This window comes from Pelagibacterium limicola (assembly GCF_015694405.1).
Lineage (GTDB): Bacteria > Pseudomonadota > Alphaproteobacteria > Rhizobiales > Devosiaceae > Pelagibacterium > Pelagibacterium limicola.
On the sequence record NZ_JADQDB010000002.1, the window covers coordinates 516,695 to 537,291 of the forward strand.

19 protein-coding genes and 3 tRNA genes are annotated in these 20,597 nt (G+C 60.2%); 5 read left to right on the forward strand and 17 right to left on the reverse strand.

Annotation, left to right across the window (positions count from 1 at the left end):
- Positions 1-63: 63 nt before the first annotated feature.
- Together I2G20_RS05640 and I2G20_RS05645 are read right to left on the reverse strand one after the other, a co-directional pair.
- Positions 64-137: transfer RNA gene (locus I2G20_RS05640), tRNA-Gly, on the reverse strand.
- 57 nt (positions 138-194) lie between these two features.
- A tRNA-Tyr gene (locus I2G20_RS05645) sits at positions 195-279 on the reverse strand.
- A gap of 175 nt (positions 280-454) precedes the next feature.
- On the opposite strand from I2G20_RS05645, the gene rlmB reads away from it, so the two are divergent.
- A complete protein-coding gene (gene rlmB / locus I2G20_RS05650) occupies positions 455-1,207 on the forward strand; it encodes a 23S rRNA (guanosine(2251)-2'-O)-methyltransferase RlmB (protein WP_196258690.1) in 753 nt (250 codons plus the stop codon).
- Positions 1,208-1,209: 2 nt separating this feature from the next.
- Here rlmB and I2G20_RS05655 read toward each other — a convergent pair whose 3' ends face one another.
- From I2G20_RS05655 to xylF, 8 genes are all read right to left on the reverse strand, one after another.
- Positions 1,210-1,611, reverse strand: coding sequence for a DUF6157 family protein (locus I2G20_RS05655; RefSeq protein WP_196258691.1), 402 nt, complete (start codon positions 1,609-1,611; stop codon positions 1,210-1,212).
- 28 nt (positions 1,612-1,639) lie between these two features.
- Positions 1,640-2,404: a polysaccharide deacetylase family protein gene (locus I2G20_RS05660; protein ID WP_196258692.1), complete on the reverse strand. Its 765-nt coding sequence runs from the start codon at positions 2,402-2,404 to the stop codon at positions 1,640-1,642.
- Positions 2,405-2,615: 211 nt separating this feature from the next.
- Positions 2,616-3,074, reverse strand: a complete 459-nt coding sequence (locus I2G20_RS05665) for a YaiI/YqxD family protein (RefSeq protein WP_196258693.1) — start codon at positions 3,072-3,074, stop codon at positions 2,616-2,618.
- Positions 3,075-3,076: 2 nt separating this feature from the next.
- Complete coding sequence (locus I2G20_RS05670; protein WP_196258694.1) at positions 3,077-4,204, reverse strand: S-(hydroxymethyl)glutathione dehydrogenase/class III alcohol dehydrogenase; 1,128 nt, start codon at positions 4,202-4,204, stop codon at positions 3,077-3,079.
- Positions 4,205-4,289: 85 nt separating this feature from the next.
- Positions 4,290-5,390: an FAD-dependent monooxygenase gene (locus tag I2G20_RS05675; protein WP_196258695.1), complete on the reverse strand. Its 1,101-nt coding sequence runs from the start codon at positions 5,388-5,390 to the stop codon at positions 4,290-4,292.
- Between the two features lie 55 nt (positions 5,391-5,445).
- Positions 5,446-6,231 (reverse strand): ATP-binding cassette domain-containing protein, encoded by a 786-nt coding sequence (locus tag I2G20_RS05680; RefSeq protein WP_196258696.1) that lies wholly within the window; start codon positions 6,229-6,231, stop codon positions 5,446-5,448.
- 14 nt (positions 6,232-6,245) lie between these two features.
- On the reverse strand, positions 6,246-7,541 hold the full coding sequence (locus I2G20_RS05685; protein WP_246472905.1) for a sugar ABC transporter permease: 1,296 nt from the start codon (positions 7,539-7,541) through the stop codon (positions 6,246-6,248).
- A 166-nt stretch (positions 7,542-7,707) separates the two neighbouring features.
- Positions 7,708-8,748, reverse strand: a complete 1,041-nt coding sequence (gene xylF / locus I2G20_RS05690) for a D-xylose ABC transporter substrate-binding protein (protein WP_196258698.1) — start codon at positions 8,746-8,748, stop codon at positions 7,708-7,710.
- 275 nt (positions 8,749-9,023) lie between these two features.
- Here xylF and I2G20_RS05695 point away from each other — a divergent pair, with 275 nt between their 5' ends.
- From I2G20_RS05695 to I2G20_RS05705, 3 genes are all read left to right on the forward strand, one after another.
- Entirely contained in the window at positions 9,024-10,259 is a 1,236-nt protein-coding gene (locus I2G20_RS05695) for an ROK family protein (RefSeq protein ID WP_196258699.1), read from the forward strand.
- An 88-nt stretch (positions 10,260-10,347) separates the two neighbouring features.
- Positions 10,348-11,091 carry a hypothetical protein gene (locus tag I2G20_RS05700; RefSeq protein WP_196258700.1) on the forward strand — a complete coding sequence of 248 codons (744 nt, stop codon included), beginning with the start codon at positions 10,348-10,350 and terminating at the stop codon, positions 11,089-11,091.
- 204 nt (positions 11,092-11,295) lie between these two features.
- Positions 11,296-11,371 (forward strand) — tRNA-Thr (locus tag I2G20_RS05705).
- Between the two features lie 98 nt (positions 11,372-11,469).
- Here the strand turns inward: I2G20_RS05705 and I2G20_RS05710 are convergent.
- From I2G20_RS05710 to I2G20_RS05740, 7 genes are all read right to left on the reverse strand, one after another.
- Entirely contained in the window at positions 11,470-12,555 is a 1,086-nt protein-coding gene (locus I2G20_RS05710) for a Gfo/Idh/MocA family protein (protein ID WP_196258701.1), read from the reverse strand.
- Positions 12,552-13,418 (reverse strand): sugar phosphate isomerase/epimerase family protein, encoded by an 867-nt coding sequence (locus I2G20_RS05715; protein ID WP_196258702.1) that lies wholly within the window; start codon positions 13,416-13,418, stop codon positions 12,552-12,554. The genes I2G20_RS05710 and I2G20_RS05715 overlap by 4 nt, the downstream gene beginning before the upstream one ends.
- Complete coding sequence (locus tag I2G20_RS05720) at positions 13,412-14,833, reverse strand: CehA/McbA family metallohydrolase (RefSeq protein WP_196258703.1); 1,422 nt, start codon at positions 14,831-14,833, stop codon at positions 13,412-13,414. Before I2G20_RS05720 ends, I2G20_RS05715 begins: the two co-directional genes overlap by 7 nt.
- 12 nt (positions 14,834-14,845) lie before the next feature.
- On the reverse strand, positions 14,846-15,949 hold the full coding sequence (locus I2G20_RS05725) for an ABC transporter ATP-binding protein (protein ID WP_196258704.1): 1,104 nt from the start codon (positions 15,947-15,949) through the stop codon (positions 14,846-14,848).
- A 16-nt stretch (positions 15,950-15,965) separates the two neighbouring features.
- Complete coding sequence (locus I2G20_RS05730; protein WP_196258819.1) at positions 15,966-16,796, reverse strand: ABC transporter permease subunit; 831 nt, start codon at positions 16,794-16,796, stop codon at positions 15,966-15,968.
- Entirely contained in the window at positions 16,796-17,704 is a 909-nt protein-coding gene (locus tag I2G20_RS05735) for an ABC transporter permease subunit (protein WP_196258705.1), read from the reverse strand. Before I2G20_RS05735 ends, I2G20_RS05730 begins: the two co-directional genes overlap by 1 nt.
- Positions 17,705-17,881: 177 nt before the next feature.
- The gene (locus I2G20_RS05740) at positions 17,882-19,243 is read right to left on the reverse strand and encodes an extracellular solute-binding protein (RefSeq protein ID WP_196258706.1); all 1,362 of its coding nucleotides are present in this window, start codon (positions 19,241-19,243) and stop codon (positions 17,882-17,884) included.
- Positions 19,244-19,553: 310 nt separating this feature from the next.
- Between I2G20_RS05740 and I2G20_RS05745 the strand changes: the two genes are divergently transcribed.
- On the forward strand, positions 19,554-20,594 hold the full coding sequence (locus I2G20_RS05745) for a LacI family DNA-binding transcriptional regulator (protein WP_246472855.1): 1,041 nt from the start codon (positions 19,554-19,556) through the stop codon (positions 20,592-20,594).
- Positions 20,595-20,597: the final 3 nt, after the last annotated feature.

The window sequence follows — 20,597 nt, forward strand, 5'->3', positions numbered from 1 at the left end:
GCGCGCGTACTGCCCTATAAGGACGAACGGTTCAGTTCGTTGAGACGTCAGGATGATGGAGAATGGAGCGGGTGAAGGGAATCGAACCCTCGTCGTAAGCTTGGAAGGCTTCTGCTCTACCATTGAGCTACACCCGCTCGAGGGTGACGCTTTTGCCAATGTGTCGTGTTCGAGCCTGTTGGGCAAGCGCGATCTGGTGGAGGGGGCTGGATTCGAACCAGCGTAGCCTAAGGCGTCAGATTTACAGTCTGATGGATTTAACCACTCTCCCACCCCTCCCCAATGTCGCTATTGGCGAAGCGAGGTGTGTTGCCGAGCCGTTTCCGATCCGCACCACGGCCCGGTTTATGGTGTCAGCGACCCTTTATGTCAACAGCTATCTCAAGGAAAGATATCGCTTTCCCGAACTCGCTTCGCGCTTGCCTATAAAGGGGCAAACGGCTACGCCAATCCCATGAGCAAGAACAAGTTTCCGCCCAAGAAACGTCCTGTGACAAGGCCCGAGGACGAGCCCGTCTATCTCTATGGGCTGCACACCGTGCGCGCCGCGCTGGATAACCCGCGCCGCAAGTACCGTGTCCTGCTTACAACTCCGAACGGGCTCAATCGCCTGCGCGAAAGCGGCCCCCTTCCCGAGCTCAGGATCGAAGAGAAATCCCCGCGCGATCTCGACAAGCTGCTCGGCGCGGACGCCGTGCATCAGGGCGTGGCGCTGGAGGTTGACCCAGTCAATCGATTCGGACTTGGCGATGTCGCCAATCTCGATCTAGTCGTAGTGCTCGATCAGGTAACCGATCCGCATAACGTCGGCGCCATTCTCCGCACCGCCTGTGCCTTCGGCGCCGACGCCGTGGTCACCACTGCCCGCTACGCCCCGCGGGAGACAGGCGTTCTCGCCAAATCTGCGTCGGGCGCGCTCGACATGATCCCCCTGATCGAAGTTCGCAACCTTGGGGAAGCCCTCGAGAATCTCAAGGCACGGGGACTTATTTGTCTAGGCTTCGATTCCGAAGCTCCCGGCCTGCTCAAGCCGCGTCCCGCCGGGCAGAAACTGGCCATCGTGCTTGGCGCGGAAGGCAAGGGCCTCAGGCAGAAGACCCGTTCGCTCTGCGACGAAATGGTCCGGCTCGACATGCCCGGTCCGATCAAATCGCTCAACGTCTCCAATGCCGCGGCGATTGCGTTGTACGCGGCTACGGCAGGTTGAATTCAGCCACGCTTGGTCCGTATCCCGGGCACGCATTTGATGTCGTGTCGATGTGTCATCTCCCGATAAGCATCGGTGTCGACGCCGACCATTGCAACCCTGCCCTCGGCATCATGGTGCAGGCCCCAGCCGAATTGCTTGACCAGCGGTGACGCACGAAGGCAGGCCTGCGGTTTCGAGAAGAAGGCCGCCCGGGCTTCGTCCCGCTTGGCCTCGTCTATGCCGTTCCGCTGCGCGTACACTTCAAACAGCAGGTCATCGCTGGTCATCTCGTACGGCCGCTCAGACAGCAGCGCATATTGCAGTTGCGCGATACTGCCCGGCTTTTCCGGCACCTTGCCGAAATTTACGGTCGTATCCGGAGAAGCAGTGATAAAGGTTTGCGTATAATTCGTCGTATGCATGATGCAATCGTATCCAACTCGCACGCGCTCACAAGGTCGTCGAGGACCCGTTCGTTCCCGCTGTTACCAGTGGTGTATCAAATGCCGTACCGCCAGTTGAACGCAAGGTGACAACCTTGTAGCCGCGTTCCTGCAGCGCCTCGAGGAAATCGGGGAGCATGGTGACCGTACGCATGTGAATATCGTGGAACAGGATGATCCCCTGACCCTGCGCATCGAGCCGCGCCAGCGTCCGTTCCATTACCGTACGAGCGCTGTCCTTGTAGTAATCCTTGGAATCGATATCGACATCGAGAATGATGAGATGGCTCTCTATCGCGCTTGCACGGATGAACCCCGTCTGAGCGAGGTAGGGGAACCGGAAAAAGCGCGATGGAACAAAGCCGGAGCCCGCCAATGCCCGCGCCACCGCCTCATGTCCCTTCTGCATTTCGGCCATCGCCTCTGCAAAGGCAAGAGTCGTGAGATTGGTGTGGGTAAAGGTATGCGAGCCGACCGTGTGTCCCCGCTGCGCCACCGTGCGCGCGAGGGCCGGATGCTGCTCCACAGTCTCGCCAAGCATCAGGAAGGTCGCTTTCACGCCATAGCGGTCCAACGTATTGAGAATTGCTTCCGTTTTGCCGGGCCGCGGCCCGTCATCGAATGTCAGCACCACTTCGCGCGGCCGTAGCACCAGTTGTTCGTTAGAGGCGACCGTGAGCGTCCGTCCCGACAACGACACCCCCGCTACTGGCGGCATAGGTTGGCCCAGGTCTGCCGTGAGCTGCGCCCTATCGACAATCGAACTCGTCACGATCGCATCACTCCGCTCGCTGTAAGCCGTGAGGTTTGGCGTTGAGGTGCGTGGCTTGGCACACCCTGCCCCCAATGCCGCAACCATAAGACAAACGCAAATATTCCGCAGCACTGTACGCCTCGACATGGGGACGATTACGATATCCCCAATCTTGGCGATTATGGTTAATAACTGGTTCCGCTAACCGAATATTATCCTTAACAAACAGTTACTTCCCCCGTTTTGCTTTGGCCGCCGCCTCATCGAGTGCCTGTAGAAATGCGGATCGGTCCCTTGCGGTAAAGCTGGCATTATAACCCTTGCTTTCTCCCGTTTCCCGCAAATGCTGATTGAGCTCTCGCATGGCCAGCGCCATCCCGATGGACTGCGCCGTAAAGGGTTTCCCTGTCGGCCCCAGCACATGCGCGCCCTTCTCCAGAACACGCCGCGCCAGCGGAATATCTGCCGTAACGACAATGTCGCCGTTTTCCGCGCGCTCCACGATCCAGTCATCCGCCGCGTCGGCCCCTTGCGGCACCATCACGTGCCTGACCATGGGGTCGCGCGACGGTCTGAGCCCGAAATTCGCGACCATCGTGACGACCAGCCCGTGCCGCTCTGCAACCCGCAGCACCTCGTCCTTCACAGGGCACGCATCGGCATCGACGTATATTTGCGGCACGGACACGGTCAGTAGATCACCACGCTGCGGATGGATTCCCCCTTATGCATCAGGTCGAACCCTTTGTTGATATCCTCGAGCCTCAGCGTATGGGTGATCATTGGGTCGATCTCGATCTTGCCCGACATGTACCAGTCGACGACTTTTGGTACATCTGTTCTTCCCCGCGCGCCGCCGAACGCCGTGCCCATCCATTGCCGCCCTGTGACGAGCTGAAAAGGACGCGTCGAAATCTCCTGCCCCGCCGCCGCGACGCCGATGATGATCGATTTGCCCCACCCGCGATGGCTCGCTTCGAGCGCCTGGCGCATCACGGTGACGTTGCCGGTGCAATCAAAGGTGTAGTCCGCGCCGCCGATCTGGTCGGCACCGCGTTTGGTCATGTTGACGATGTGTTGCACCACATCGCCTCCGATTTCGCGTGGGTTGACGAAATGCGTCATCCCGAAGCGTTCGCCCCACTCCTTCTTGTCATTATTGATATCGACGCCGATGATCATGTCGGCCCCGGCCACCCTGAGGCCCTGGATGACATTGAGCCCAATGCCGCCCAGCCCGAACACCGCCGCAGTGGCGCCCTGCTCCACTTTGGCCGTGTTGATGACGGCACCGACACCGGTCGTCACCCCGCAGCCCACATAGCAGACCTTGTCGAACGGCGCGCTTGCGTCGATCTTGGCCACGGCGATCTCGGGCATGACCGTAAAGTTCGAAAACGTCGAGCACCCCATGTAATGGAAGATCGGCTTGCCATTGTACGAGAACCGGCCGGTTCCGTCTGGCATCAGTCCCTGCCCCTGGGTCGCGCGAATGGCGGTACACAGGTTGGTCTTGCGCGACAGGCACGAAGGACACTCGCGGCATTCGGGCGTATAGAGCGGGATCACATGATCGCCCGGCTTGACGCTGGTAACGCCCGGCCCAACCTCGACGACGACCCCGGCCCCTTCATGGCCAAGTATGGCGGGAAACAATCCCTCGGGATCGGCACCCGACAGCGTGAACTCATCGGTATGGCAGATGCCGGTAGCCTTGATTTCGATCAGCACTTCTCCGGCTTTGGGGCCCTCCAGGTCGACTTCGACGATCTCCAAAGGCCGTCCCGCCTCGAATGCCACTGCCGCGCGTGTCTTCATCTCCGCCTCCTCAACCTGTTGATGCGATTTCGATTTCGCTCAGAGTGGCATGGCGACCGAAGGCACTGCAACGCCCTTTTCCAGTCTACTTTCGGAGCCAAGGGGGGCTGGCGGTATCCTGGGCAAGGATGAACCCGGATGCAAAGCGCTGCACGAACGGCCACGGCAATACGAACCGCGCGACAGTCTCTCGGAATGCAAGCGCGCCCATGTGCGCCTGCTCCGCCTGCCGAGTTTGGCGTTCGACTTGTGCAAGCACCCGACGAGCGGCAGGCAATCGCATCGCGCTATACCGGTGCAGCTGTCCCGTTTCCGTTAGCCAAGCGAAGGTCGCGGCGTCCTCGATCCCGCCGTTCATCCCGCGCGCTCCTGCCGGCGAGTGGATATGCGCCGCGTCGCCTGCGAGAAAGGTCGCCCCCTTTTGCATGGTGGCAGCCAGCTTGTGCGCGATACGGAATTGCGACCGCCAGAGAACCTCACCAAGTCGCACATCCGGCGGAACCAGTTCTTCAGGTGTTTCCGATGTCGCGACAAATCGCCAGACGCCTTCGGTCACCGGCAAAACGAACAGGCTGCCGGCCGCCGAGAGCATGAACCGTGCCTCGTCGGCGGGATATGGCCAGTCTGCCGCCACATCCATCAGCGTCCACCTATGGTCGTCGGTGCTACCCTCGAACCCGATGCCTGCATCCTCGCGCACCGATGATCGCGCCCCATCGCAACCAAACACCCGCTGCGCGAGGACAACCTCGTCTCCCCCCGTACCAACGAGCCGAAGAGCGGGAGCCTCTGCTGAGCCCTCATTGCCAACAAACCGCGTTCCGCGTTCGACCTGGATTCCAAGTCCGGCCAGAACCTCGGCGAGCAGGGCCTCCGTCCGCGCCTGCGGTAGCGCCGTCATGAATGGGAACCGGTGATTGATCGCCGAGAACTCGATGGTGCCCAGTGACTTGCCGCGCGAGACCAATCGCGCACGCCGGATGCGGATGCCCTCGGCGAGTATGCGCTCTGTCGCCCCGCTTGCCTCCATTATATCGAGCGTACGCGGGTTGATCCCCAATGCCCGCGATTCCGCAATGGACTGATTGCGCTGTTCGATGATCCGGACGCTACGCCCCCGCCGCGCAAGTTCGATCGCCGCCACAAGCCCTACCGGCCCTGCCCCGACCACCAGTGTCTCAAGCATAAGGTCCTCCCCGCGCGAGCCGGGAGGACCTTACACAGTATTCGCCATCAGACAATCAGGCGCGCATCGCTCCCGGGCCAGGAATGGCGCCTGGAGGACATTTGCCCATGATGATCATGCCGAGCACTTCGTCCTTGGTGACGTCCGTGGTCTTGGCTGTGCCTACGACCTGCCCGTTCTTCATCACGCACACCCGATCCGCGAGGTCGAAGACGTCGTGAATGTCGTGGCTGATGAGGAAGATGCCGATGCCCTCGGATTTGAGTTGCTTGATGAGATCGGCGACCTGTTGGGTCTCCTGCGGCCCGAGCGCGGCGGTGGGCTCGTCCATGATCAGGATGCGTGCGTTGAACAGGATCGCCCGAGCAATCGCCACCGATTGCCTTTGCCCACCCGATAGAGCCTTCACCGGATCCTTGAAACGGCGGAAGTTGGGGTTCAATCGCCCCATCACCTCGCGGGCCTTGGCCTCCATCGCCACGTCGTCGAGCGTGCCAATGGCAGTCGTCAATTCACGACCAAGGAACAGATTGGCCGCCGCATCGACGTTGTCGGCAACAGCGAGTGTCTGATAGATCGTCTCGATCCCATAGGCCTTGGCATCGCGCGGATTGTTGATCGTAGCGGTTTCGCCATCGATACGGATCTCGCCCCCGTCGCGGCGATAGGCACCTGAGAGGATCTTGATAAGCGTCGACTTGCCCGCGCCGTTATGACCCAGAAGGCCTACGACTTCGCCCGGATAGAGATCGACCGAAGCCCGGTCAACCGCCTTGATACCGCCGAAAGCGATGGAAATATCGTCGAGCTCGACAAGTGGTTTTGCTACACTTTGAGACATACTGGTCAAACCCCTCATTTGGCCCGGTTGCGGTAGAGCGTGTCGAGCCAGACCGCCAGGACGAGAACCAGACCCACAACGATGCTCTGAAGTGGGCTGTCCAGCCCCATCAGCACCATGCCCGATTGTAGCGACTGCATGACCAGCGCGCCGATCATCGCTCCAACGATGGTGCCGACGCCGCCCGAAAGCGACGTTCCGCCAATCACTGCTGCGGCAATTACATAGAGCTCGTCGAGCGTTCCCATCGAATTGGTCGCCGCATTGAGGCGTGCCGAAGATATCGAGGCTGCAATGCCGCAGAGCGCGCCCATCAGCATGAAAATCTTGACGGTGACCCAACGCGTATTGATCCCGGCGAGTTCGGCCGCTTCGGGATTGCCGCCGAGGGCGAATACGTAGCGTCCGAAACGCGTGCGCGTGGCAAGGAACGTCATGATGACGCCCACCGCTATGGCGATCAGCACCGGCAAGGCAATCCCGTGGGATATGAACAACCCGCCTTCCGGAACAGCAATATCGTTGGCCGCTGCATAGCTCGCGGCGATACGGACAGGCCAGGGATAGGCATTGAAAACCGCTACGGCGCCAAGCGCTATGCCGCAACCGGCAAGGCCGAGTACCACTTCAGCCCAGACCGGACGAAGGGGAAAGTTGAACCTGCGGCGCTGGCGCCGTGCATAAACGAGATACGCAACGATACCGAGGCAAGCCACCCCCGCAACAATCCAGCTCATCGTCGATCCGATGGAACCGGCGGGGCCCCCACCCATCAACTGGAACGTCGTATCGAGCGGGGCGACCGTGCGGCCCGACGTGACCCACCAGGCTGCGCCGCGCCAGACCAGCATCCCGCCGAGCGTTACAACGAAGGCCGGCACGCGCAGATAAGCGATAATCGTCCCCTGAACGCCACCGATGAGGGCACCGACCGCGATGCCGAAGGCAGTCGTCAGGATCCAGATCGCCGGATGTCCCAGCCCCAGCATCCGTGGCAGGAATTCCACCTGCATGACGCCCATGAGCATGGCCAGAACGCCCAATATCGAGCCCACCGACAGGTCGATGTTGCGCGTGACGATGACCAGCACCATGCCCGTCGCCATGATCGCGACTGAGGAAGTCTGGACCGAAAGGTTCCAGAGATTACGCGGTGTAATGAACAGCCCGCCGGACATGAAATGAAAGCCGATCCAGATCAGCAGAAGCGCGCCAACCATGCCCAGAAGCCGAGTATCGACTTCGGTCGCGGCGAGAAATCTCTGGACCGGATTGCCTTCGATCGTGAGTGAATTTGCCGAATTTGTCATGGCGTTCTGTTCTGCCATTTGCCTCTCCTCGCGCAATCCGTCGCCTATGCGATGCCCCAACGGGCCTCGGCGCGGAGACGGAGCGGCGGTTCCCCGGGAGTACCAATCAGGGTGTCGCGACGGTCTACACCGCGACACCCTTGTATTTGGCTCTGGATTACTGCGTTTAGTTGCAGGCCGCCACGGTGCCGGCTGCAACGCCCTGGCAGACGACGTCCTTGCTCACCCAACCCGCATCGATAACGATGTTGAGGTTGCTCTGGGTGATCGGAACCGGCGGCAGGAAGTACGAGTTCATCGTGACCCCGTTCGGGCCGCCATCGAACTTGACCGCGCCAGGAACGCCATCGAGCGGCGTGCCACCGGCGAGAGCCAGCGCGATTTCCGCAGCCTTGGCGCCGAGTTCACGCGCGTCCTTCCAGACCGAGACAGTCTGCGTGCCGAGCGCAACGCGGTTGAGCGCAGCATGATCGCCGTCCTGACCGGAGACGGGAACCGAGCCGGCAAGACCTTGTGCAGCCAGCGCAGCGACAACACCCCCGGCCGTACCGTCATTGGAAGCAACCACGGCATCGACTTCGTTGTTGTTGGCAGTCAGGAACTGCTCCATGTTGCGCTGTGCATTCTCGGGCAGCCAGCCGTCGGTGTAGGCTTCGCCAACATTGACGATGTCGCCTGCATCGATTGCTGCCTGAAGCACTTCGAGCTGGCCTTCGTGCAGGAAGTCCGCATTGGGATCGGTGCTCGAACCCTTGATGAAGACATAGTTGCCGGTCGGCTGCACGGCATAAACGGCCTGCGCCTGCAAACGACCCACGCCCTTGTTGTCAAAGGTCAGGTAGAAGGCGTCGGGGTTCTCGATGAGACGGTCATAACCGACCACCGGGATACCTTCCGCGACCGCCGCAGCAATGGCGGGGCCGATAGCTTCGGAATCCTGAGCCAGGACGATCAGGGCGTCGGCACCCTGGGCAATCAGGCTTTCCACGTCGGTGAGCTGCTTGGCCGGCGACGATTGGGCATCGGCCGAAATATAGCGGGCACCTGCGGCTTCGAGCGCCGCCTGAATGGCAGCTTCGTCAGTCTTCCAACGTTCTTCCTGGAAGTTGGACCAGGACACGCCCACGGTAATCTGCTGCGCATTGGCAGCGCCGACGCCAGCGAAGAGAACGGTCGTGCCGAGCAGGACCGCAGCAAGTTTTTTCATAATGTTTCCTCCTCCATGTCCCCTTGGATGGGAACGACGGTCTGAGATGAAAGGATCTACCTCCGGTTGGCGCGGGCGCCCTCGCAGGACCGCACCAAGAGTATTTTTTTAATACTCGAAAAAATCATTGGCATGCCGGTTTCTCTATGTCAACATCCCTTCCACCGCACTGAAAGGCAAATTGCTCGGCGCTCAAACTTGAAGCTGGTACAGCGGATAATAGCCGCCTATTGAGTGTAAGCACATTTGTCGAAAATCGTCGCGAGGAGGCTGATTTGGCGCGCGGTGTTGCCGACACCGAAATGATCCGGCGGCAGAACCGGGAACTGATCCTGGGGGTATTGCGACGCTCCGGTCCGCTTTCGCGCAGCGAGATTGCGATCGAGACCGGCTTATCCAACGCCACCCTCACCACCATCGCGGCCGAGTTCGTAACTCAAGGCGTGCTGATAGACCTCGACGCTCCTGCAGAGGAAGCCAAGGCGCGCGGACGCCCCAGCGTCAAGCTCACGCACAACCGCAAAGCCGGCTACATCCTGTTGATCGAACTGGACGTGACCCGTTGTAGGCTTTCGCTGCTCGATTATGGCGGCGTATTGGTCGACCGCGTGGAATCGGCGGTGACGCCTTCGACCTTCGCCGAAAGTCCCGCCCCCCACTACCTCGCAGAACGCATCCAACTCATCTATACACGCAATACGGAATTGGCAGATCGCCTCTATACGGTCGCGATTTCGGTACAGGGCATCCTCTATCCCGATGGCTCGGGCATGAAGTGGTCGCCGATCGCACATTTTGCCGGTCTTGATATTGTCTCGCCGCTGCAGGCTCGGTTTCCCATAACCGTAAAGCTCTATAAGCGTGGCCGGCTCATGGCCGATGGAATGCGTTGGCTTGAGCCCGAGCTTACCCACAAGACAGTGGCCACGGTCTTTATCGGATCGACCGTGGGCATGGGGCTCACCTTCCCCGATGCCGACCGCTTTGACAGCGATATCGGCACCGAATTTGGCCACATGATCCATATCCCGGACGGCGCTTTGTGCCGTTGCGGCGCCCATGGCTGCATTGAAGCCTATGCCGCCGATTATGGGATCCTGCGCTCTGCATATTCGGTGCCCGCGCGAACACCGCCCGCGCACGCCGTGCCTCCCGGCGATTTCCAGCAGATCATAACTCAGGCTCGTCTGGGAGATCGCAATGCTTTGCACGCCTTCAACCTGGCCGGCAGTGCCATCGGCTATGGCCTTAACCGGCTGATGTCGATCTTCGAAATCGGCCGCATCATCATCCTCGGACCCGGCACCGCTGCCTACGACCTGATGCTGTCTTCGCTCCGGGAAGGTGCTACATCCTCGCTCATGGGCGGCATAAACGGGTTGCCCCCGGTTACATTGGTCGCCGACGCCAGCGAACCGGTCTATCGCGGCTTATTGATGAAGGCTCTCACAGAACTGGACCGCAACGTTTTCGCCGCCATGAACCAGCAGGCACAATCGGTCGCAGAATAAGACCTCGCATGTCCCTGGAGTCCGCCGAATATGGTCTGGATTGACTTCTCCCTTTAGGGTTCTTAGGCTTGATTGCTTGGGAGCTCTTATGACTGATTATGCCGACGATGAAATATCGCTGCTCGATGTAGCCGTTTTCCTGGCCGAGCACTGGTTGCTCCTGGTAATCGGACCTGTCGTCGCGGCACTCATCGCTTACGCCATGGCTGCAACCACAGAGCAGACCTACACCTCATCGATCGATATCGAGATGCCCTATGCCCTGGCTCGTGAGGGCCAGATTGCTGATCCGCAGGCCATTTACCGAGAAGCCTTCGTGCCAAGAGACGCCGTTTCGATGACCGACATTAAGGACGGCGTCAGGATTACGGCAACTGGCGCGACGGCTGGCGAAGTTTCTGGAAGAGTATTGGAAGCGCGCCGCCAGTTCGTTGCGCCCGCAATCGAAGCACTCAGCGAGACGCGAGTATCGGCCCAACGCGCGATTGATATCCTTGCTCCCCTCGTTGAGCCGGTTTCGTCGAGCATTGATGGCGAACCTGAAGCCGCGCTCGTTTATGTACAACTCCGGGACGCGCTAGTTTCTGCCCGGCGCCATCTTCTCGATGTGGATAGGGCAATTGCAGCTCTCGCTACCGAACAACCGCCATCCGTGAGACGTGAAGGGCGCACGTCGGCCCTGGACGCCGCCCTGGCCGGCATCGGAGCGTTCATCATCCTGCTGGCCGCCGTAGCCATAAGGCGAGGCATAGCCGTTGCGGCGCGCGACGAACGTAATAGCGAACGGTTCGACCGTATTCGGGCGGCGTTGCTTTTCCGGCGTGGGCGCTAATCGGAGGCAACTTCTGCTGCCAGCACCCGGCCCCTTGCACTTTGCGGAGCGGCGTCGAAGGCGGGCTTTTTACAAATACGACAAGAGCAGTCGCAGTCGTCTTGCATGAGATGAGAGACGCGAAACAGCTTTCTCGCGCCTGTCTCGTCTGCTCCTTGCGAAATCGCTTGAAACCCCCGGTTTCCGGTGCTACCAGACCCGCGCGCCGGTATAGCTCAGTTGGTAGAGCATCTGATTTGTAATCAGAGGGTCGCGGGTTCAAGTCCTGCTGCCGGCACCACTAACTGCCCGAAATGTTAGCTTTTCACTTACCGATTCGCGGCGGCATCGAACCTTGCCGACCGTCAGACCGTGCCCATCGGCTTACGTCGCGCGCAGTCATGGACGCAGCAACACGATCTCGTTTTCTAGAAACGCCCGACCCACATTCCGGAACAGTTCGAGATCGAATCGGGAATCGGCAAGATCGGTCTTGGGCTGCCTGCCCGTTGTGACCGAGTGATGGAAGGCATCGAGTTCAATCCGGAACGGATCTTCGTAAAATGGTCCGATGGTCTCGGTTCCGGTGTCGCGCTGACTCGATGTAGTAATCTCCAGCTTCGTTGGCAGATTGCGGATATAGGGCGTGTCGTAGCCGATGGAAAATCGCTGGTTCTGCGTCAGGATCTCGATCCCCGAATCGAACACTGCGACATCGCTGATCACCGCCTCGTAAAGTGCGGTAAAGTGGCCATAATCGAACCATACCATCACCGTCTCGCCTCCGTGTTGGCGCGCGGCGGCTACCCGATGGGGCATTCCCAGAAGTTCGCGCATGGCGGAAAAGCTATGTGAGGCGAGGCCGGTCAGCACCTGATAAGCCCGCACTGCGTCGGCAGGCGCATCCTCTCCCATCACCTCCCTCAGCATTGCAACTGCGCGCGCGCGGCCCTCCGCGACCACGTCAGGATCGATATCCGTCGCACGCACGACCGGTCGCGTCTGGTCGATGAAGAACTGCGATTCACGGATAATGTCACGCACCCGTACGTGGCGGATTTTCTCGAGAGCGGGCATGCGTTTCTTGAGCGCTAGGAACGGCCGCGCATAGCGGCGCATATAACCCACGAACACGATCCGGGGATTGTCCTTGTGCAGCGCCAGCAGCGGCTCAAGCTGGTTGAGATTGAGGCAGACCGGCTTTTCGATAAAGACATGCTTTTTGGCCGCAATAGCCTGGGCCACGAGATCGGCGTGAAGGTAATCGGGCGTCAGGATGAAGACCGCTTCAACGGAGGGATCGTTGATGACCGCCTCGGGGCTTTCCGCTGCTCGCGCCCCGTAGCGCGCCGCCACATGCGTGGTGAGCCCCGGCGAGAGATCGTTGACCACCGCAATTCTGAACCGCGCGTCATCGGCCAGAAGCGGCAGGTGCATCAACTGGGCGACCTCGCCCAGCCCGATAAGTCCGACTGGAATGCTCATGGCTTAAGTGTCCCGACAATTCCGGCAACGAATGCCGCATTGCGGACCGCGAGCGATGCCGGGTGCAGGGCAGGATCGTCCGATGGGTCCTGCTCGACGATGATCGGACCGGAAAAGTTCCGCGTCACGAGCATTTCCAGCGCCGCGCCAATATCGACTACGCCATCGGGAAGCGGGCACATGACGCCTTGGGCGAAAGACTCCCGAACCCCCAGTTCGCCCGCAAGAACACGCGCGCGTACCGCACCATCCACGTTCTTGAGGTGCATATAGGCGATACGGTCCCAAACCTTTTCCATATAGGCCAGCGGGTCCTGATCCCAAAACGCGTGGTGGCCGGTATCGAAACACAGCGCTATTCCGGTCTCCTCAAGCAGCCTATCGATCTGCTCTTCACGTTCCACCGCGGTCGCGACATGGGGATGGAACGAGAGTGTCAGTCCCAGTTCGCCCTCGACGCGCTTACGGGCCTCTTCGATCATCGCACACATGGTGCGCCAACGGTCGGCATCGAGGATGCCGATTGCCTCTGCGGGATAAGCGTTCCCTTCATCCATGATGACGAGGTGTTTGCTGCCAAGTGCTTGCAGCAGCCTTCCGACTTCCATGAGTTTCGCGTCGAGTTGCGGCCCGCTAACAGGGTCGGAAAAGGCGTGGACGTGGACGGCCCCGGAAAGCGCCAGCCCACGCATTTCCAGAGCAGCTCCAAGTGCAGCCGAGTCGGTGGGGAGGAACCCGAAGGGCCCGAGTTCGGTCGCGCGATAGCCGGCACCGGCAACCTCATCGAGATAGGTTTGTGCGTCGATGCGATTGCCAAATGAATAAAAAATCCCCCATGAACAAGGGGCATTGCCGATCAACATCGGACCTCCGGATCGAAATAAATTGGGTTGGAAAGCGCCCGGCGAACAGGCTGGGCGGCAACAATGTCCTCGGTCAGCCCCCACGGCAGGGGGTTGTCCGCGAGCACCAGCCGCAGGTCGGCGAGAAGCTGCGACCGCGCCGCTTCCGCGACGACCTCGCAGCGGAGAAAACCCCGCGGCTCGGCATCCAGGGTCAGCAAGGCGTCATCGGATCGGATGACCTCGCGGGCTATTTCGCCCCCGGCATCGAGCCAGACTAGAATATCCCTGGCTGCGCATTTCACACGCGCAGTTGCCTTCACCCTCCCGGCGGGCAGGCTAGCACCCATAGGCGCGTCCCCGACGCTCAATTCGAGGTGTGGCCCGTCAGGGCTTTCGGTGACATATCCCCGGCCCGCTTTCATGGCGGCAAGCACCGCATCCTCCGACAGTTCCTCAAGCCAGAGCACGGTCGTGGGCCGCGCCAGGACGAGCGGGCCTTCGGGCAGCAGCCGGTCGGGTTGGTGATAATCGGATCCGCCGATGGCCGAAATCCTGAGTCCTGCGGCAAGACGCTGTTGATAGCGCTCGAGCGAAATCCAGTTCCAGGCCAGCCAGGTCGACTGCCAGACCTCCATCAAATCGGCATCCGGCCATTCATACCCCCAAGGGATGTCGGGTTTGTCGTGGTTGATCGAAAGCAGCCCTCCCGCCCCATGGACCATTTCAGCCAGCGTGTGGGCGTGTTCGGGCCGTGTCATGCGGAAGTCGATCCACTGGTCGGCGCCGAAAACGTTCGCGTGCCCAATCGCCGTCGTCACCTCCATCGCACGCACAAAAACCAGATCCGGCGAAGAGGCCGGGTGGAAATACCGCCGCTGCGTGATCGTGTTGTGATCGGCGACCGCGAGAAAGTCGAGGCCCGCCTGCCTGGCCGCGGCATGGAGCAGTTCAGGTCCCCCGCGCGCATCCGAATGGAAGGTGTGGCAGTGCAAGTCGCCCTTGTACCAGCCGGCCCCCTTCCGCACCGGAAATGTCCGCACGGGCTGTAATGCTTTCGGACGTTCCGCACTGTCGAGCGTGATGGAGAGTTCGACCGGCGCACCTTGGGGCGGCAGTTTATAAAGTCCGAGGATGACGTTCCAGTCTCCGACCGGGATTTCCCCATGCACATAGCCAGGCGTCGCATCGTCGCGCGCAACAAAGAACCTCTCGCGCGCGCCCCCGCTCCATCCGCGAAAGCCGGTTGCCGAAGGATAGCCCGTTGCCGTCGGATCGAAGCATCCAAGGTCAATGATGCAGTTTTCAGCCTTGGGATAGCTGAGCGCTACATCGATACGAGTGGTGCCATCGGGTACGGCGAAGGGCACGTAGTAATATGGGTCACTAGCCTGATCGGCGGGCGTGACCGTAAAGGAGCGGACTATACTCGCCATCCTGCGACCGCCTTACTCTCCATCGAGCGGCAAGCGCGCGCCATCGGGTCCGAAAAGATGAACGTGTGATACATTGAAGGTGAAGGTGACCCGTTGATCTAATCTGATCTCGTCGTCGGTGAAGATGCGGGCGGTGAACCGCGCGGCATCCTGCCGCTCGAGCGTCACCAGCGATTCAGGTCCCATATTCTCATTGGCAAAGAGACTGCCGGAAATCGTGTTGACCTCCCCGCCCGAAGCAATCGCGAGGTGTTCGGGGCGAATGCCCAGCATTAGGGCTCCACCCTCGCCGATTGCCTTCGCCGCAGCCTGGGAGACGGGCAGTCCCTCGATGCTCAGCCCTTCGGCCTTGAGCCGGATCGCGCCCTCCACAGTCATCGCTTCGACGGGCAACAGGTTCATGGGCGGGTTGCCAACGAAATTGGCAACGAAGGTGGTCGCCGGGCGGCGGTAGATTTCGATTGGGGGAGCGTATTGAACGATGCGCCCTTCGTCCATCACCGCGATGCGTGTAGCCAGGGCCATCGCCTCGGCCTGGTCATGGGTGACGTAAACCGCCGTCATGCCCATATCGCGCTGTAAATGGTTGAGAAAGCCTCGCGCTTCGAGCCTGAGCTTGGCGTCGAGATTGGAAAGCGGCTCGTCGAAGAGATAGACCTGCGAAGGATAGACCAGCGCACGCGCCAACGAAGTGCGCTGCTGCTGGCCGCCGGAAATCTGGCTTGGCATACGGTCGAGCAGATGCCCGATCTTGAGAATGTCCGCCACTTCGCGCGCCCGCCCGTGACGCTTGGCCTCGGCCTCGCCACGCACCTTGAGCGGATAGGCGATGTTGTCAGCAAGGTTCATGTGCGGATAAAGCGCGTAGTCCTGAAAGACCATCGAAATCTGCCGGTCCTTGGGGTGTTTCATCGTGACATCTACCCCGCCGATTTCGATGCGGCCCGAAGTTGGCGTTTCAAGACCAGCAATCATGCGCAGGCTCGTCGTCTTTCCGCACCCCGAAGGTCCGAGCAGACACACGAATTCCCCATCCCCGATTTCTAGCGACACATCCTTGACGGCGGTGAATTCGCCGAAGGTTTTCGTAACGTTATTGAATACTACCGAAGCCATTGAAAACCCTGAATGATCAAGCCTTGATGCCGCCAAAGAACCTGAAGCCGAAGCGCCAGCTCACGAACAGGTACAAACCGATGACGGGAAGCGAGTAGAGCAGCGCATAGGCCGCTAGCAGCGTAACGATCGGAGTGCCCGCTTCCGAATAGAACGAATAGATGGCCACCGCCGCGGGCATCTTGTCGGACGAGCGCAGGAGGATGAACGGGATGAGGAAGCTCCCCCAGATATTGACGAAGCTCCAAACGACAATGACCACCACGCCGGGCCTTATGACCGGCAATGCGACATCGAAAAAGGATTGCACCGGAGACGCACCCGCCACCATCGCGCTTTCCTCATAGCTTCTGGGGATGCCATCTATGAAATCGCGCAGGATGAACATCGCCGTCGGCAATAGTCCCCCGGCAAAAACCAGAATGACGGCGAAATGAGTATCGATCAGCCCCATCGAGTTGATGATGAGAAAAATCGGCACCATCGCCGCCGACCCCGAAACAACTGAGGAAAACAGGAGCAGCGTATAGGTGACCGCCCGCTTGCCGGGCAGGTTCGAGCGCGAGAGCGCATATGCGGCGAGCGTTGCCCCGATGCCGACAAGGATCACGCCGCCCACGCTGTGCAAGAGCGAATTCCACAGCCCGCGAATGGCGAACGCATTGTTGAAGACGGTCACGAAATTGGACAGCGTGAATGGATCGGGGATCGCCAGACCCAGTTCGGCCCGTGCGTTGAACGGCGCGAACAGGAACCAGATCAACGGCAGCGCGAACAGCGCGCCGATGATTGAGGCCAGCACCGAAAAGCCGATGCGCGTGAAATAGCGTGAAAAATAATCGCCCATCATGCGGCTCCCTTGTGCCGGCGCCGCGCTACCCACAGGTAGACGAGAGCAAAGGCAAGGTTGACCAACATAACGATGACACCCACCGCCGCGCCCTTGCCGAAATCGAAATCCCGGAACGCCACGCGATAGGTGTAGATCGAGAGCAACTCTGTCCTGTAGGACGGCCCGCCATTCGTGAGCAGGAACGGGGTGAAGGTATTGAAGGTCCACATAGTGATGAGGATCAGGTCCGTCACCACATGACCGCGGATGAGCGGCAAGCCGATATCGCGGAATTTCTGCCAGCTCGACGCCCCCGCGACATCCGCCGCCTGGAAATAACTCGGCGGGATCGACGCAAACGCAGAATTGAACAACATCATCGAGAAGGCCGCGCCGCGCCAGGTATTGAAGATGACAATGACCCAGAAGGGCTGTTGCAGCAGCCAATCGCCGGGCGGCAACCCGAGGCTGGTCAAGATACCGTTGAGCGTGCCGTTGTCATAATCGAGGAAGGCAAACCAGGCAAAACCGATCACCACCTCCGGCAATATCCACGCGGCGATGACCACGGTCTCGGTAAGCGATTTGACGGTCTTTGGCACCGATTGCAGCAGCCAGGCTAGTAACATTCCCAATAACGCCTGCCCGATCAGCGCCGAGATCAGGACGAACTGCGTGGTGAGAATCAGCGAGAAACCGAATTGGCCGCGCTGGAAGAATCCGACCGGGTTGAAAAGCGCGATGTAGTTGGCGAGCCCGACAAATTCGGGTTCGAGCGCAGTCCGCCCCAAAAGGGTTCGGTTGGTGAACGAAACGAAGATTACCCAGAAAAACGGTGCGATGACAAAGAGCGCAACAAGGATTCCCGCAGGCGTCATGAACGCCAGCCCTGCCCTGTTGGAAAGAAGAGAAAACCGCTTCACGCCCACCCCCGGGTCGATAGTTCTTTTCGAGGTCTCCGGTGCCGCCGGTCCCGCCGCAAGCCAGTTGACGCGGAATGGTTCTTGCCGCGCCGATGGAAGGGGGGCCGGACGGTCCGGGGAGGAACTTCCCTGATCGAGGAATGCGCCCGCTCGAAAGGGCGCATTCCCATGCCTGCGTTAGAGCAAGCTGACCGTATTCTCTTCACCCACAATGGCGGTTACAGCGGTCTTGTACTGCGCCATCGCCTCTTCAGGCGAAAGTTCGCCCGAGACAACGCTTTCCGTCATACGCTGGATTTCGAGCGAGACGCTGTTGTAGTGCGGGTCGTTGGGGCGGGCCGTTGTCAGCGGCAGCAGCGCCTGCGAGGTTTCCGTTAGGAACGGCGAGTTCGGGATCGGAACGTCGCTACGCGAGCGGATGCCAGGCTGGAAATCCTGGAAAGCCGTCATCTGCTCTCGGCTCATCATGAAGGCGAGAAACTCCCACGCCTCCTGCGGACTTGCCGTGTTGGGATTGATGACAAAGCCCGTTCCGCCCGAGATCGAGACGTGGTCCTGTCCGCGGAAACCTTCCCCCGGCGTCCGCGCCGGCATCTTCTTCCAGGTCATGACATTGTCGCGATCGTCCACCGCGAATTCCGCACCCGGCGCAGTCACCGAGCGATAGAACCAGTCGCCTTCCACCAGCATGGCCGTGCGGCCATCGCGGAAATTGGCGAACGTGCGATTGCGCCCGTCGGCCAGAAGCTGCGCTCGCTGGTCGCCCAGCCCCTCATCGACATAGATGGTCTTGTAAAGATTGAGCGTGTCGAGAATGCCCTGGCTCTCGACGATCCAGCGCCCGTCCTCATCGACGACGCCCTCCCCTGAACCGAGTAGCGCCATCCAATAGCCCTGCATGGTCGTGGCCTCGCCCATCGACACGCCGGCATTGAGCTGCAGCGGCGCATCTATGCCCGCTTCCTTGAGCGCACGACCAGCTTCGAGAACATCATCCCAGGACGACGGTTCCCAGCTTGCGGCATCGAGACCCGCCTCTTCGAAGAGGTCAGAACGCACAAAGAGCATGCGCACGTCGGTGCCAAGCCCGATACCGTAGGTCCCACCGTCATAAGAAAGAATGGAGCGGATGCCCGGCGAAATGTGGTCCCATCCTTCCCAGTTGATTGCAGGATCACCCACTAGATCCTCGAACGAGCGCAGCAGGCCCGCTTCGACAAAGGACGGGATCAGAAACCCGTCGAAACCCGAAATATCGGCACCCGCACCCGTCGAGAAGTCGAGCGCGAGCTGCTGGGTAAGCTGCTCGTCTGCACCGGCGAATTCGGTGAGCGTAACGCTGACGTCGCGCCCAGCCGCGGCCATTTCTGCCTCGAAGCCCGGGATCACGGATGTCTTGATCCACTGGGCGGTGGCTGAATTGACCCCGCCTTCGACGCAGCGGCAGGTGATGGTGAGATCAACGGCGAATGCGGGAGCAGAAAGCCCCGTAGCCGCCAAGAGGCCGAAGCCTGCTGCCAGAAGATGATGGCGTATCATTGTAGCGATGTACCTCCCATTCGTTGGCCCGGAGCGAAGCCCGCACCGGCCGTCGCTGCCCTTCGCCAAGTCCTCTTCCCGGGGAGCAGCGCACACAGCCAAGAATGAACACGTTTTCATTTTGAGTCAATCCCGGCACGTTTGAGGACAGGATTTTCCCGCGGAACGGGGTAAACTTCGCACGCCGAAACTACACTATTATGACAGCACTTCTGGGGTTTTTTGCCATGCCTCGCTTGACAGATGTCATCTTTTACAGCGACAAGTCATGTTGTTCACGATTACAAATTTGACGTATGGAACCGAACAGTTGAGCGACAATTTCACCCGTGAGCGCCAGAGGGCAACCGCCGATATGGTGGCCCAGGCCGCCAACGTTTCGCGCGTTGCGGTATCGCGCGCGTTCAATCCTGCCGCATCGCTCAAGCCCGAAAAACGCGAACGCATCCTGCGCATTGCGCGCGAGCTCAACTACACCCCCGATCACGCCGCCCGGGCCCTCGTGACACGCCGCTCACACCTTGTCGGTGTTATCGTGCCGGACGTCTGCAGCCCCTGGGAAAGCCAGGAAATCGACGCGCTGACCACAGCCTTGCAAGCGGAAGGTTTCGCCACGCTCCTTTTCAAGACCCGTACCGACCTCTCGATGGACGAAACCCTGCTCACCTATATGCGCGGGTTCAATCCCGATTCGATCATCGCCTTCGCCGAGAACGTCAAACCTGAAACGCTGGCCCGGGTTCTCGACCGTGCGGTACCCATTTACGTCACCTATGATAGCAAGGACGAAAAGCCTGCGGCCAATGACGGCTTCCTGTTCGACAGGCTCAACGTGCACCAGCACGCGGGCATGGATCAGGCCATCGCCCTATTGCAGGGCTATGGGGTACGCCGCATTGCTTATCTTTCTGGCAAGGCACGCTCTCGCGCCAATTCGGCCCGCCTTGCAACGCTTAAAGAAGTGATGCAGGCGCGCGGACTGGGCGAGCCGATCGTCTGCGAGGGTGACTTTTCCTACGACACAGCGCACGCGGCCATCGTCAACCTGTTCCGTATCAAGGGCAAGGTCGATGCCATCTTCTCGGCCAATGACGAAGGCGCCTTTGGCGCGCTCGATGCCCTGCGATACGAACTGGGACTTTGTGTTCCCGAGGACGTGAAGGTCATCGGTTTCGACGACATTTCCCAATCCCACTGGCGCAGCTACAACCTCACAACAGTCAAGGTCGATCTCGATACCCGCATCAAGGCACTGATCCGGCTGATCCTCAGACGCCTCGAATCTCCCACCCTTGCCCCACTCACCGAGCACGTACCCACGCGGCTGGTCGTGCGCGGCACGGTTGGGTAGTCG